Raw genomic sequence first — 12477 nt, 5'->3', positions numbered from 1 at the left:
ACGCGGTAAACAAACCAACCAGGTTAGGCTATGGCCGACGTGTTGCCGCCACCGTGGAGATCCCCGTGAAGCTCTCGATCCTCATGCCGGTCTACAACGAGGAAGAACGCATCGCGGATGCCCTCAAGCAGGCATTGGCGGTTGACTATCCGTGTGAGATCGAGTTGGTCGTCGTCGACGACGGCAGCCGCGACGGCACCGGCGAGGTCCTCGGTCGCGCCGACGACGCGCGCCTTCGGGTCATCACCCACCAGCGCAACGCCGGCAAGGGTGCCGCCATCAAGACGGCGGTCGACAGCGCGGAGGGTGACTACATGGTCATCCTCGACGCCGACCTGGAGTACGACCCGCAGGACATCCCCAAGCTGCTCGACCCGGTGCTCGACGGCCGGGCCACTGTGGTCTACGGCAATCGCACCTTCGGCAGCCACAGCGCCTACAGCTTCTGGTACGTGATGGGCAACAAGGGCGTCACGATGGCGGCCAACGTGCTGTTCAACTCGTACATCGGCGACCTGGAAACCTGCTTCAAGCTGATGCCGGTGGCGCTCTACCGGTCGCTCGGGGTGCGCTCGCGCGGCTTCGGCATGGAGGCCGAGGTGACCGGCAAGCTGCTGCGTCGCCGGATCCGGCCGTACGAGGTGCCGATCAGCTACCGGGCACGCGGCCGGGAAGAGGGCAAGAAGATCACCTGGAAGGACGGCGTCGAGGCGATCTGGATCCTCGGGCGCGAGCGCGCTCGCCGCCGCCCCGCCGTCTCAGCCGCCAACTGACCCCAGGAACGCGCTGATCGACCGCCGCAGGCCGTCGGCGTCCAGCCCGTGCCACCGGGCGTGGTCGGCCGGATCGCCGTACCGTCGCAGGTCGGTCTGACCCACCCCGAGGGCGAGCAGCCGGTGCGGCACGTCCGCCAGGGCCCGGCTGACGAGCGCGCTCGACGTTCCCGCCAGGTACGGCTCGACCAACACCACGTCGGTGTTGGCGAGCGCCCGCAGCCCGGGCGTGTCGAGCGGCCGGGGTGTGTGGGTGTACGCCACTGTCACGTCCATTCCCTCGGTCGCCGCCAGGGTGGGGTCGAGCATCGGTCCGACCGCCACCACGAGGGGCGCATTCGTCGGGCCCCGCCGGAGCACCCGTAGCCGGGTGGCGTCCGGGTACGCCTCGGCGTTGCGCTGCTCGCAGAGCCGCAGGTAGATCGGGTCGTCGGTGGTCGCGGCGTTGCGCAGCAGCGGCCCCACCTCGTCCGGGTGGCCGGGCACCCGGACGGTCCAGCCGTCACCGAGGGAGTCGAAGAGCGCCACGTCTCCGGGCGACTGATGGGTGCGACCCTCAGCCGACCCGTCGTACGACGCGCCGATGCTGACCAGGACGGCGCCCACGCCCTGGTGGTCCAGATCCAACTTGATCTGCTCGTACGCCCGGTCCACCAGGAACGTCGCGTACGAGTGCGCGATCGGACGCAGCCCGGTCAGGGCGAGCCCGCCGGCCACCCCGATCATCAGTTGCTCCCGGATCCCGACGTTGAGCACCCGGTCCGGGTGGCGGTGGCCGGCCGAGGCGAACTGGCTCGCCGAGATGTCGGCCAGCACCAGCGCGGTACGCGGGTCCTCGTCGAGAATCGCTGTGGCGGTGTCGATGAAGGCGGTACGCATGTCGGTCATCCCTTGCTCCCGATGCGGGCGACCACCAGGTGCGGGTGTCGTGGTCGGTGCCCGGTCAGTGCCGTATACAGGGCTTCGTGGTTCCGGCCGTCGACGGTGTCGGCGGTCCAACCGTTGACGGTGAACCGGCCGGCGATGCCACCGGCCCATCCGTGGCTGGCCGACGCGTTGTCGACCACGACAGCGGTGAGGCTGTCCAGGCCGGTCGCTCCGGCGTACGCGATCGCCTCGTGGTTGGACCCCTCGTCCAGTTCGGCGTCGCCGAGCAGCACGTACACCCGGGGTTTGCGTAGCCCCTGGGCGCGCAGGCCGAGCGCGGTGCCGACGGCCAGCCCGAGGCCGTGCCCGAGGGAGCCGGAGCCGATCTCGACCCCGGGCACCAGGAGTCGGTCCGGGTGGTGGCCGAGCCGGCTCTCCGGTCCGGCCAGGTCGTCGAGCCAGGCGTCCGGGATGAAGCCGTGCGCGGCGAGCACCGCGTAGTAGGCGGCCGGTCCGTGGCCCTTGGAGAGCAGGAACCGGTCCCGTTCCGGGTCGTCGGCGGTGTCGGGGGTGACCCGCAGCACCCGGTCGTAGAGCACTTGGAGCACGTCGACGGTGGAGTGCGCGCTCGGCGCGTGTTTCTCGTCGCCGGTCAGTCGTCGGATCAGCCCGGGCAGTCGGGCGCTGCTGTCGGTGGTCAGTGTGGTGGCCATGCCACTACTGTGTTAGTTGAAGTGGACTTCAACTCAAGGACCTGGGGATGCCGGATTCATTGACGATCGGTGAGCTGTCCGCCCGCTCCGGGGTGGCACCGTCGGCGCTGCGCTACTACGAGCGACTCGGGCTGATCCGCGCCGACCGCACCGGCGGCAACCAGCGCCGGTACGCCCGCGCCGAGCTGCGGCGGGTCGCCTTCATCCGGATCTCCCAGCAGGTCGGCGTCTCGCTCGACGAGATCCGGGAGGCACTCGACTCGCTCCCCGAGGCCCGCACGCCGAGCCCGCAGGACTGGGCGCGGCTGTCGGCGAGCTGGCGCAGCCGGCTGGACGAGCGGATCCGGCTGCTCACCAGGCTTCGCGACGACCTGGACGGCTGCATCGGCTGCGGCTGCCTGTCCCTGCAGCGCTGCACGTTGAACAACCCGGAGGACGCGCTGGCCGGCGAGGGCCCGGGCGCCCGACTGGTGCTGCCCCGACCGATCGTCGACCCGACGCCGGCCGGCTCGCTCAACTGACGGCCGACCCTCCGCCCGGCGGGCGGGTGAGCAGCACCTTGCCGAAGTGGTCGTTCGACTCGACGAGCCGGTGCGCCTGCGCCGCCTCGGTCATCGGCAGCCGCCGGTCCACGATCGGCCGGATCCGGCCCGCCTCGACCAACGGCCACACCTCGTCCCGTACGCCCTGGACGATCTCCGCCTTCTCAACGAGCGGACGGGACCGTAGCGACGTCGCGGTGACGCTGGCCCGCCTGGTCATCAGCGCGCCGAGATCCAACTCGGCCTTGCGCCCGCCCTGCATCCCGATCACCACGAGCCGACCGCCAGTGGCCAGCGTGGAGACGTTCCGCCCCAGGTAGGACCCACCCATGATGTCGAGGATGACGTCGACACCGCGTCCGTCGGTGATCCGCCGGACCTCCTCGACGAAGTCCTGCTCCCGGTAGTCGATGACGTGCGCCGCGCCCAGCTCACGCAGCCGGGTGTGCTTGGCCTCCCGCGCGGTGGTCAGCACTGTCACGCCGAGGGCCGCCCCGAACTGGATGGCGAAGGTGCCGATCCCGCTGCCGCCACCGTGCACCAGCAGCGTGTCGCCCCCGCCGAGCCGCGCCATCTGGACCAGGTTCGACCAGACCGTGCAGGCCACCTCGGGCAGCGCCGCCGCGTCGACCGGGTCGCAGGCCGGCACCGGCAGCAACTGCCCGGCGGGGACCGCGACCCGCTCCGCGTACCCGCCGCCGGCCAGCAGCGCGCAGACCTGCTGCCCGACCGCCCACCCGGCGACGTCCGCGCCAACCTCCGTGATCACCCCAGAGCATTCCAACCCGGGGTACGCGGGCACGCCGGGCGGCGGCGGGTAGTGCCCCTGCCGTTGCAGCAGGTCAGCCCTGTTCACCCCGCTGGCCCGCACATCCACGATCACCTCGTCCGGGCCCGGCTCCGGGTCGGGCACCTCGGCCCACACCAGCGCGTCAGGTCCACCGGGCTCCGGAATCGTGATGGCTCGCATGGGCCCAGTCTTCCCGATCTTCCCGGGTGCCGCAGGCGCACCGCTCAGCCCACAGTGGACACGGCAGACCGCCTGGCCGGCGTACCGGGGAGGGACGCCGGGCCGCCCGGAGCGAGCCGTGGCAGACTATGCGTGGCCGTACGCCCACGGGTGGCGGCCAAGGAGGGTTCGCCTAGTGGCCGATGGCGCTGGTCTTGAAAACCGGTAAGGCAGCGATGTCTTCGTGGGTTCGAATCCCACACCCTCCGCACCTCTGGACACCAAAACGCCCCCTGACCAGCGCGAACGCTGGCCGGGGGGCGCTTCTGTGGATGGCGAGTCAGTCTCACTTCGTCCCGTTCGGGGCCGCCGCGTCTCACTCGTCGCGGCAAATGGGCGGCAAAGTTTCGTCGGCCGGTCGCGCGCTCTCGTGCTGGTCAGGAGTGGCTAGGGCAGCCTCGATCCGCTTCCGTGCGGCCTCGTCCTGACCGTCGATGCATGAGGCGTAGACCTTGAGCAGGACGTGCACGCTGTGCCCTGCCCACTCGGCGACCTGGGTAGCCGGCACACCGGCGTTGAGCCAGAGCGACACGGCAGCGTGCCGCAGGTGGTAGGGCACCCGTGCCAGGACAGAGCGCTGCTGGACGGGGCTGAGCGCCGTCTCTCGTGCCTGTCGCCAGGCTCCCAGATAGGTGCCCTTCGTGACGGGGCCGGGCCATGATCCTGGCGCGTTGAACATCCGCCCACCCGGGTTGCCGTAGTGCTGCCGGTGGTGCCGCAGAATGCGGACAAGTTCCGGGCAGGCTGGCACGTCGCGCGTCGTCTTCTTCGCTCGGTGCTTCAACTCCCGGTCCTCGCGCATTTCGCCGCTGTCGCTCCAGTCCTCGCCGACGTCTTGCGTTGAGCCGCTGAGGTGAAGCCATCCCCAGCCCTCTTCGGGAAGGTCGCACTCATCGTCGCGCAGGTGCATCACTTCTGAGGGCCGGAGCGCCGCGAAGTACATGCACGCGAAGGATCCGTTTAGGGACGGATCTCGGCCACTCACTGTGGCCAGCAATAAACGCGCTTGCTGCGGATTCGCGACTACCTTTCGGTCAACCTTCTCCTCGTTCCTTGGTGCTCGCCACTGGACGAAGTCCATCGGGTGGGCGTCGAGGTATCGCAGCTCAACGGCGTATTTGAGCGCCCCATAGAGCACGGCTCGCTTACGGGCAACCGTGTTCGCAGCGGCCTTGCCGCCGTCCAGACGGGTCGCCAGCGTGTCGAGCGCCTTCCGAATAGTGGCCGCGTTCGCTAGTTCGGTCAGCGGCAGCGTATTGGCCTTACTGCGTCTCATGTTCGTGTCGGAACACTCCGTGCCACATCTGTGCCAAAGTTGCCCGCACCGCCGTCTGTTTGCCAGCGCCCGCCCAGGTCGGGCATGGGTCCGCCCGTTGCTTGCACCGCCCTCCGCAGGCGGGGGCGCAGGTTCGAATCCTGCCAGGGCACGGCCTAAGAGCCCCACCCCAACAGGACTATCCCCGCCGGGGGGAGGTGATTGACCTTCTACCCCGCCGCTCGGCGGCGTTCGAGACGCTAAGCGCCGCCCAAAAAGCGGGATGGATCATGAACCCGGTGGCTCGACGAAGATTCTCAATTGCGTCTGCGATGTCGGGATCATCTTGGCTAAAAACAGCTTCTTTCTGATTCGCAATGAAAGTCCCCAGAAATCCAATGTCATAGAGGAGCTTTACAAGGGGCTGATAGAGCTCCGCCCACTCATCCGAATCTCCAGAGTTCCAAAGCGGCGAAGTCAGTTCGGTCAACCATTTTATGCCGGTGAAGCTCACGTCTGCCATCAGGAAGGCCGAGTCGTCAAGGTACTTAGTCAGCATTTCAGGCGAGAGTGTGCCTGGAGCCTCATTGAAACAATGAAGCATTTTCTCTATCCCGGGATATGTGGGTTCCCACTCATCCCGCAAGGCCAGAAGCCGCCCGCGCGAATAGCGGACCTCAGCACGGTTAAGGACCTCCCAGGTAAGGCGCTCCTTGCCTTCCGCAAGCGACAGGCATTCATTGACATATGCGATCGCATCCCTGGGTCGCATTAGCGTTCTCCTTAGGATGTGAGCAAGAGGTTTGACCCGTGCGGTGTTGTTGGAGCCGGGCAAGATGTCCCTTACACTGTTTATATCTGGAAGGTTGTGCAGAGTGCCTGCCACACGCGCACGTTCATCGAGCAACGATTCAATCTCTCCCGGCGTCCATCGAACCCTCATCGTTAGCGCGCGGAACTTTTCACCCTGCCCACCTGACGTACTGAAGTCAAGAGCCTCGAATATGTTCGTGCGGAGAGCCACGATAACCTTTAGGTTCTGCACTCGCTTGAGATCGAAGACGACTTGAAAGAGGTTCCTGATCAGGTCATTTTTGACGCGATCCGAGGCCCAGTTCTTATCCAGATCATCGATCACTATATACGTGAAGTTCTGCGGTGAGTCCAGAATCTCATCGTTCAAAACCTGCATCATCGTGTTCAGCTTCGGTAGTTGAGTCTCGTTGACCACCCGCTGAAACCGCTGCGCTAGCTCGACTCTCTCTTCGCGGCTACTTATGCTCACATCCCCTGTACTAAAGTTAACATCGGCGGGTTTGACGCCGAACTTCGCCGCAGCTTCGCTTTTGAACTGATCCTCGATTTTATGCGTGATATCCCGCACTCTTTCGTCGGTCTCACACCAAAACTTTCCCTCGAATTCTTCGAGGTAGGCGAGGGCTGCCTTTTTCTTGGAGTCACCTCTGATCTTGTCTATTACAGAGCTCAAAAAACGCTGCTTAGCATCGGGGGAGTTTATGCTATAGCGGTGCTTCACGATTTCAATGAGGAGAACATGCTTCCACAGTGCGTTGTAGAGCGAGTCTAGATGCACCTCTAATGCACTGAGATACTGCACAACCCCTAAATCGGTAATATATGGAAGGGACAGGTCAATGGGATTTATCTCGATGACATGCGCCGGGTTCTCCTCTTTCAACCGAAGCAGCGTCGCAGACTTCCCACTACCGGTGCGTCCCACGACGAAGCAGCGACGATCGTCCTTCGAGCGCAACGCGCGGTAGAGCGAAGAATCGAAGAAGGCGTCGTTGAGCAAACCGTCTGCCTCGGCGATCTCACCTCCCAGGCTAAATTCGCCACGGAGCCTGCGAACGATCCCCTTTGCTTTCGCCACTATGCCTCCCGGTATGCGCTCGGTTTCATGCCCCCTAAGGAAGGGGCATTGAAGCTACCGATCCAACCTGTTAGTGCTCCTCCGCTGCGTCTGCTGTCGTACTTCCGACTCAAGAAGCCCGGGGGTAATGCCTTACGGCGGCGGAGGCAGGGCTGGCCGCTCTTGCGGGCTGGTGGTGTCCGATGGCGTGAGCGCCCGACGAGGGGATGTGAGGCGCGTCCCGATCACCGGCAGCGGTAAATGCCCGGCAAGGCAAGCCTGCGGTTTAGTGTGTTGCCAGGTCATGCGCTTGCAGCGGTTGGTCTTGAAAGGTAAGGCAGCGATGTCTTCGTGGGTTCGGATCCCACACCCTCCGCCACCCTTGATCCACTCGGCTTTCTGGTAGTCGGGGCGTCTTAGGCCCAGCGATGCCCCGTCATCACTGATCACGAGTTGATCATTTGAATCGAGGCTTGGTCGCCGCGAGTTGCCGACTTTGACCGGGCGAGACGTGCAACGTTGCTCGACGGACGGCACGGGCATCGACGAGCGCCTCGTTGCGGCGTACGGTCGGGGTACGCGATGTACCCAATACGGCGAGGTGCCTCATGGCGGATCAGCAACCCACCCCTGGCCAACGCGTCGAGCGGCTTCGTCGAGCCGCCGGCCTCTCCCGAGAACAACTCGCCGGCCTTGCCGGACTCTCGCCAACCACCATCAAGTTCGTAGAGAACGGACGTCGGAGCCTGACGTTGCGGGCTGCTCAGCAGGTCGCTCCACACCTCGGCGTACGTGATCTCGGTGATCTGTTCGGGCCGCAGGTGACCCTGTCTCTGGATGGGCGTCCCAGTCACCCCGCCATCGGCGACGTCCGTCGTGCGCTGACCGCCTGGCATATCTCCGTGTCTGGCGAAGCGGAGTCCCCCGACTACCTGCGCGGCGCTGTTGATTCCGCGTGGCAGACCTGGCACACCTCCCGGCATCAACGCACTGAGGTGAGCGTCATCCTTCCCGGGCTACTCGAAGCCACTCAGCGAGCTGCCCGACTGCACACCGGGGAGGACCGGCGTGCCAGCCTCGCTCTGCTCGCCCAGGCCCATCACCTCGCGCAGGCTTACCTTGCCTGGCACGGTGACCGCGAACTGTGTTGGCTGACCGTCGACCGCGGCATGGCCGCGGCCCTCGATGCCGACGACCCTCTCGCCATCGCCCAGTCCACCTGGTACGCGGCGCACCTGCTGCGAGCGGTCGGTCGCGGCGACGAAGCGTTGGAGCGGTTACAGGAGGCTCGCGGTCTGATCGAGCCCCGAGTCGCCGATGGTGGGAGTGAGTGGGCCGAGATGCTGGCCGACCTGCACCTGTGCACCGCGCTTACCCGGGCCCGTACCGGTGACCAGGGCGCGTGGTCGGACTGGGACGCCGCTCGCCGGGTGGTCGAGCGGGCCCTGCCGGCTGGTTTCGTCGGTGTCCGCACCCGGGTTTCGCGGCCCTTGGTCGACGTGTATGCGGTGATGTGCGCCGTCGACCTGGGAGATCCTGACGAGGCGCAGCGGCGAGCGCATTCGCTCGACCCGGCGTCGATCCCGTCGACCGAACGTCGGGGTCGGCACTACGTCGAGCTTGCCCGCTCTGCCGACCTGGAAGGGGCGAGGGAGGCGACGCTTCACCTGTTGGGCCTGGCGGAATCCACCTCTCCCGAGACGGTCCGATACTCACCAGCGGCTCAGGAGTTGGCAGGCCGGCTGGCCCGGGAGGCTCCGGCGGCCATCCGAGCCGAGGCGATCCAGTTGGAGAGCCGGATCGCGGTGCCAGAGCTGTAGGGGTACCTCCTGTCGCTGGGTACGTCGCGTACCCCTTGCTCCCATCGTTGCTGCATAGCGTGTTCTCACCACTGCATTCAGTGCGCGGGGTCGTCCGGATTGACGCGACGGCCGCCGCACCTGAGACGGGAGAGCACCGCGATGATGTGGCCGTTCAACCTGCTCCGTCGGCAAGCTAGGCGACTGGCGGTTTCTGCACCGCCGGGTGCCACCGGTCCGGCAATCCAACGAGCGGAGCAGGAAGCTGCCAGGGCCCGGCTGTTGGCTCAAGCCCGTTGCCGATCAACCGAGTATCGCAACGGCAGTGTTGGCCGGTGATGGGTGAAGTCCCCACCACCGCCAGGGCGGCTGTGCAAGCCCGAGCGACACAGGGTCAACGGGCAGCCGCTGTCTTGCCGAGCCGCCTCGCTGACCAGCACATCCCGCGACGACCCGAATGGGTCTGCGGTAGTTGCGAGCAAGACACTCCGTGGCCCTGCGCTCCAGCCCGGGTGCGCCTGTCCGAGGCGTACGGCCGGGATCGGATCGGGCTGTCCATGTACCTGGGCAGTCTGCACGCGGTCGTCGTCATGGAGTTGCCCGCCATCCCCGCTGGTGAACTGTTCGAGCGTTTCGTGAGCTGGGCGCGTTGAACAGCACCGTCAGGCGCTGGTAGATGCGGATCGCCTGGTCCATGCCTCGTAGCTGAGCAGGATGACGAGGAACCCGGTGAGCAGGCCCAGAGCGGCCAGGCCGGGCAGGTAGCGGCCGACGGGAAGTAGCAGCAGCGCCACAGCGGGGGCGAGGAACTGCTCGGGTCGTACGCACCGGACGCTGAGTGCCAGGAACGTCGCCCGGCCCGCAAGGTACAGGGCGGCCCCGCCGAACAGCGCGACAGCCGGGATCCAGTGCAGGGTTTCGTGCGACTTCCCGTGCGCCATGCCGGCGAGCACCTCTTCGACTCCCAGCGCCACGTAGATGGTTCCGGCGAGCAGCGGGAGGTGGGCGACGCTGTAGGCGTTGCCGGCCACGAAGCCCCGGTGCAGTCCGGAGTCGGTCGTCAGTGCGTTGCCGGCGCTTGACGCACTGGGGAAGTACAGCCAGTACAGGCAACCAGTGACGGTGAGCGTGAGCAGCGCCGCCAGCAGCGTCGGCCAGTGGATCATCTGAGTTCCGACGCCGGCGCCGACCGAGATCAGGGACTCTCCGAGCGCGATGATCACCACCAGGCCGTGCCGCTCCGCGAAGTGGCCGGGGCTGCGTACCGGCCACCCGCCCACCAGCAGGGCGAGCACCCCACCGCCCATGTCGATGATGAGCGCCGCCGCCCAGAGCAGGATCTGTGCGGTGCCACCGAACACCGCGCCGAGGACGAGCGGGATCCAGGACAACGCTGTGGTGAGGGCGTAGAGCCGAACGGTTTTGAGTCGCCGGGGGTCGTCCACCGACACCCAGTAGAAGAGAACGAACTGGGTCGACCGCACCACCAGGTACGCCAGCACCAGGATCAGCCGGGGTGTCCTCGTACCCCTGCCGGTTTCCCAGGCTTCGGGGAGGACCAACGCGATGAGGAAGACCGCTGCCATCGCCACGGCGATGCCGACCCGGATCAACCCGACGTCGAGCCGGACGTAGTTGCCCAGCCAGGCGTAGACGAGCCAGGAGTTCCACAGCAGCATGAGGACGAGCAGGCCCTGCACCAGGGTCACCGACGACTGTCGCTCGCTCATGAACGTGGTGACCCGGATGAGCCCGAAGACGAGCACCAGGTCGAAGAAGACCTCGAACAGCGTCGGTCGGTGATTCTCCGCGGTGACCACCGGCCGGGACCGGAAGATCCGCCACATCAGATCATCGTGTCTGTTCGTCCCGGAGGGTTCCGGCGTCCGGCCTCCCGGTCACTCCGGCGGGTCGACGGTTCGCCGCTCCCGGCGGATCGTCTCCTCGGCCAGTCGCTCGACAGCGCGTCGGCGGTCGTCGGCGATGGCTCGTTCGTCCCGGCGGCGGAACGCGGTGAGGACGGCTACCGCGAAGTCCCGCCAGATGCCGGCCACGATGTCCCCCTGCGGAACGTTGCCCGAACTCAACCGTAGCTCTGCGAAACCACAGTCGGTCAGCGCGTGCTTCCGGTCGTCGGAAGGGTCGCGGCGGGGTAAGAAGGGGCTGGTATCTCCGCACATCGGAAGGACGCGTCCCCATGACCCTGGAACGACCGATCGCCCCGGACCCGTACGAGCTGCTGCCGACGCTGCCCTCGTTCACGCTGACGAGCGACGACGTGCAGAACGGCGAGCCGATGGACGCCCGGCACGCGCATGGCAGCACCGGGGGTGAGAACGTCTCGCCGCAGCTGGCCTGGTCGGACTTTCCCGCCGAGACGAAGAGCTTCACGGTGACCTGCTACGACCCGGATGCGCCGACGGGCAGCGGTTTCTGGCACTGGGTGCTGGTGAACGTGCCGGTCAACGTCACCCAGTTGCCCACCGGGGCTGGAGGCGCGGCGGGTACCGACCTCGGCGGGGCGTTCTCGGTCCGCAACGACTACGGCGAGCAGGGGTACGGCGGGGCGGCTCCGCCGGCCGGCGACCGCCCGCACCGGTACGTCTTCGCGGTGCACGCCCTGGACGTCGACCGCCTGGACCTGACCCCGGACGCCACCCCCGCCTACGTCGGCTTCAACCTGACGTTCCACACCCTGGCCCGAGCGGTGATCCGCCCGACGTACCAGATCAAGGACTGACCCGGCCCCTCCCAGCTCCCGCGATCTTGCACTTTCTGTCCCGTCATTCCTGACATACCAGGCACAACGACGACAGGAAGTGCAAGATCGCCGGGGCCGGGGCCGGGGCCGGGGCCGGGGCCGGGGCCGGGGGTGTGGGTCAGGCTGGGACGCGGGCTACGGCGAAGACGGACTGGCCGAACGGCGGGAGGACGAGCTGCTCGGCGGCCTTGGTGGCGGGCAGGACGAGGGTGTCGTACACCTTGACCATCGGGCCCTCCTTCGGCATCAGCCGGAAGACCTTGGTGGCCATGAAGTAGCCGATCAGCCCGAGCGCGTTGGCGTAGTGCATCTTCTCGATGGTCAGACCGGCCTCGGTCATCGCCGCCCCGAGCGTCTTCTTCGTGTAGCGGCGGACGTGCCCGGTGGCGATGTCGGCCGGGCCCATAGCGAACTGGAACGCGGGCACGATGATGATCACGGCACCGCCGGGTCGGACCAGGTCGCGCATGCTCTGTAGCGCGCCCACGTGGTCCTCGATGTGCTCCAGGACGTTGTACGAGACGGCCGCGCTGTAGTCGCCCCGGTCGTTGTGCGGCAGCAGCATCTGCCGGACGTCGACGTTCGGACGGTCGGCGAGGCGCTCCTTGAGCTGCAGCAGCCGGTCCGGGTCGGCCTCGGTGGCGGTGAACCGTGGCAGCCGCTCGGACCATTCCAGCGCGTAGTCACCGAGACCGCTGCCGATCTCGATCGGGTCGTCGCCGAGGTACGGCACGGCCAGTTCGATGAACCAGCGACGGTGGTTGACAGCGGTTGCCAGGCCTTCCAGCACCTCGGACTGCACGCGCTGGTCCCCAGTGATTTCTGCCATGCGTCGATTCCTCACGGTATGAACTCGACCCGTGCCTGGACCGACAGAGTGAATCA

At 66.8% G+C, this 12477-nt stretch carries 13 protein-coding genes and 2 tRNA genes; 7 read left to right on the top strand and 8 right to left on the bottom strand.

The features are described from left to right. Positions 1-65 precede the first annotated feature (65 nt). On the top strand, positions 66-773 hold the full coding sequence (locus tag AB0B68_RS04320) for a glycosyltransferase family 2 protein (RefSeq protein ID WP_091397575.1): 708 nt from the start codon (positions 66-68) through the stop codon (positions 771-773). Here AB0B68_RS04320 and AB0B68_RS04315 read toward each other — a convergent pair. Both AB0B68_RS04315 and AB0B68_RS04310 read right to left on the bottom strand, forming a co-directional pair. Continuing rightward, positions 759-1652 (bottom strand): transketolase, encoded by an 894-nt coding sequence (locus AB0B68_RS04315; RefSeq protein ID WP_357258029.1) that lies wholly within the window; start codon positions 1650-1652, stop codon positions 759-761. The genes AB0B68_RS04320 and AB0B68_RS04315 overlap by 15 nt on opposite strands. A gap of 5 nt (positions 1653-1657) precedes the next feature. Then, complete coding sequence (locus tag AB0B68_RS04310) at positions 1658-2353, bottom strand: transketolase (protein WP_357257809.1); 696 nt, start codon at positions 2351-2353, stop codon at positions 1658-1660. A gap of 47 nt (positions 2354-2400) precedes the next feature. On the opposite strand from AB0B68_RS04310, the gene soxR reads away from it, so the two are divergent. Next, positions 2401-2874, top strand: coding sequence for a redox-sensitive transcriptional activator SoxR (gene soxR / locus AB0B68_RS04305; protein WP_357257807.1), 474 nt, complete (start codon positions 2401-2403; stop codon positions 2872-2874). Here the strand turns inward: soxR and AB0B68_RS04300 are convergent. Further along, complete coding sequence (locus AB0B68_RS04300; RefSeq protein WP_357257805.1) at positions 2867-3865, bottom strand: NAD(P)H-quinone oxidoreductase; 999 nt, start codon at positions 3863-3865, stop codon at positions 2867-2869. The genes soxR and AB0B68_RS04300 overlap by 8 nt on opposite strands. 161 nt (positions 3866-4026) lie before the next feature. Here AB0B68_RS04300 and AB0B68_RS04295 point away from each other — a divergent pair. Further along, positions 4027-4113: transfer RNA gene (locus AB0B68_RS04295), tRNA-Ser, on the top strand. Between the two features lie 107 nt (positions 4114-4220). Here the strand turns inward: AB0B68_RS04295 and AB0B68_RS04290 are convergent. Then, entirely contained in the window at positions 4221-5180 is a 960-nt protein-coding gene (locus tag AB0B68_RS04290) for a hypothetical protein (protein ID WP_357257803.1), read from the bottom strand. 71 nt (positions 5181-5251) lie between these two features. On the opposite strand from AB0B68_RS04290, the gene AB0B68_RS04285 reads away from it, so the two are divergent. Then, a tRNA-Arg gene (locus tag AB0B68_RS04285) sits at positions 5252-5331 on the top strand. 27 nt (positions 5332-5358) lie between these two features. On the opposite strand, the gene AB0B68_RS04280 is transcribed toward AB0B68_RS04285, so the two are convergent. Beyond that, a complete protein-coding gene (locus tag AB0B68_RS04280; RefSeq protein ID WP_357257801.1) occupies positions 5359-7053 on the bottom strand; it encodes a hypothetical protein in 1695 nt (564 codons plus the stop codon). A 587-nt stretch (positions 7054-7640) separates the two neighbouring features. Between AB0B68_RS04280 and AB0B68_RS04275 the strand changes: the two genes are divergently transcribed. After that, on the top strand, positions 7641-8852 hold the full coding sequence (locus AB0B68_RS04275; protein WP_357257799.1) for a helix-turn-helix transcriptional regulator: 1212 nt from the start codon (positions 7641-7643) through the stop codon (positions 8850-8852). Between the two features lie 491 nt (positions 8853-9343). Continuing rightward, positions 9344-9484, top strand: coding sequence for a hypothetical protein (locus tag AB0B68_RS04270; RefSeq protein ID WP_355004431.1), 141 nt, complete (start codon positions 9344-9346; stop codon positions 9482-9484). Between the two features lie 9 nt (positions 9485-9493). Here the strand turns inward: AB0B68_RS04270 and AB0B68_RS04265 are convergent, their stop codons facing one another. Both AB0B68_RS04265 and AB0B68_RS04260 read right to left on the bottom strand, forming a co-directional pair. Next, a complete protein-coding gene (locus AB0B68_RS04265) occupies positions 9494-10678 on the bottom strand; it encodes a low temperature requirement protein A (RefSeq protein ID WP_357257797.1) in 1185 nt (394 codons plus the stop codon). Between the two features lie 51 nt (positions 10679-10729). Then, positions 10730-10918 carry a hypothetical protein gene (locus AB0B68_RS04260; RefSeq protein ID WP_357257795.1) on the bottom strand — a complete coding sequence of 63 codons (189 nt, stop codon included), beginning with the start codon at positions 10916-10918 and terminating at the stop codon, positions 10730-10732. Positions 10919-11028: 110 nt separating this feature from the next. On the opposite strand from AB0B68_RS04260, the gene AB0B68_RS04255 reads away from it, so the two are divergent. Continuing rightward, a complete protein-coding gene (locus AB0B68_RS04255; protein WP_357193753.1) occupies positions 11029-11571 on the top strand; it encodes a YbhB/YbcL family Raf kinase inhibitor-like protein in 543 nt (180 codons plus the stop codon). Positions 11572-11710: 139 nt separating this feature from the next. Here AB0B68_RS04255 and AB0B68_RS04250 read toward each other — a convergent pair whose 3' ends face one another. Further along, a complete protein-coding gene (locus tag AB0B68_RS04250; RefSeq protein ID WP_355004428.1) occupies positions 11711-12421 on the bottom strand; it encodes a class I SAM-dependent methyltransferase in 711 nt (236 codons plus the stop codon). Positions 12422-12477: the final 56 nt, after the last annotated feature.

Origin of the sequence: Micromonospora sp. NPDC049049, assembly GCF_040649115.1 — a bacterium.
Taxonomy (GTDB): Bacteria; Actinomycetota; Actinomycetes; order Mycobacteriales; family Micromonosporaceae; genus Micromonospora.
Note: the sequence above shows the minus strand (reverse complement) of the source record. Positions and strands in the feature narration are given on the sequence as shown.

Bases quoted from the DNA above. Each gene is read 5' to 3' on its own strand.
- AB0B68_RS04300 (WP_357257805.1), bottom strand. From the start codon at position 3,865: ATGCGAGCCATCACGATTCCGGAGCCCGGTGGACCTGACGCGCTGGTG.
- soxR (WP_357257807.1), top strand. From the start codon at position 2,401: ATGCCGGATTCATTGACGATCGGTGAGCTGTCCGCCCGCTCCGGGGTG.
- AB0B68_RS04310 (WP_357257809.1), bottom strand. From the start codon at position 2,353: ATGGCCACCACACTGACCACCGACAGCAGCGCCCGACTGCCCGGGCTG.
- AB0B68_RS04255 (WP_357193753.1), top strand. From the start codon at position 11,029: ATGACCCTGGAACGACCGATCGCCCCGGACCCGTACGAGCTGCTGCCG.
- AB0B68_RS04275 (WP_357257799.1), top strand. From the start codon at position 7,641: ATGGCGGATCAGCAACCCACCCCTGGCCAACGCGTCGAGCGGCTTCGT.
- AB0B68_RS04315 (WP_357258029.1), bottom strand. From the start codon at position 1,652: ATGCGTACCGCCTTCATCGACACCGCCACAGCGATTCTCGACGAGGAC.
- AB0B68_RS04250 (WP_355004428.1), bottom strand. From the start codon at position 12,421: ATGGCAGAAATCACTGGGGACCAGCGCGTGCAGTCCGAGGTGCTGGAA.
- AB0B68_RS04265 (WP_357257797.1), bottom strand. From the start codon at position 10,678: ATGTGGCGGATCTTCCGGTCCCGGCCGGTGGTCACCGCGGAGAATCAC.
- AB0B68_RS04290 (WP_357257803.1), bottom strand. From the start codon at position 5,180: ATGAGACGCAGTAAGGCCAATACGCTGCCGCTGACCGAACTAGCGAAC.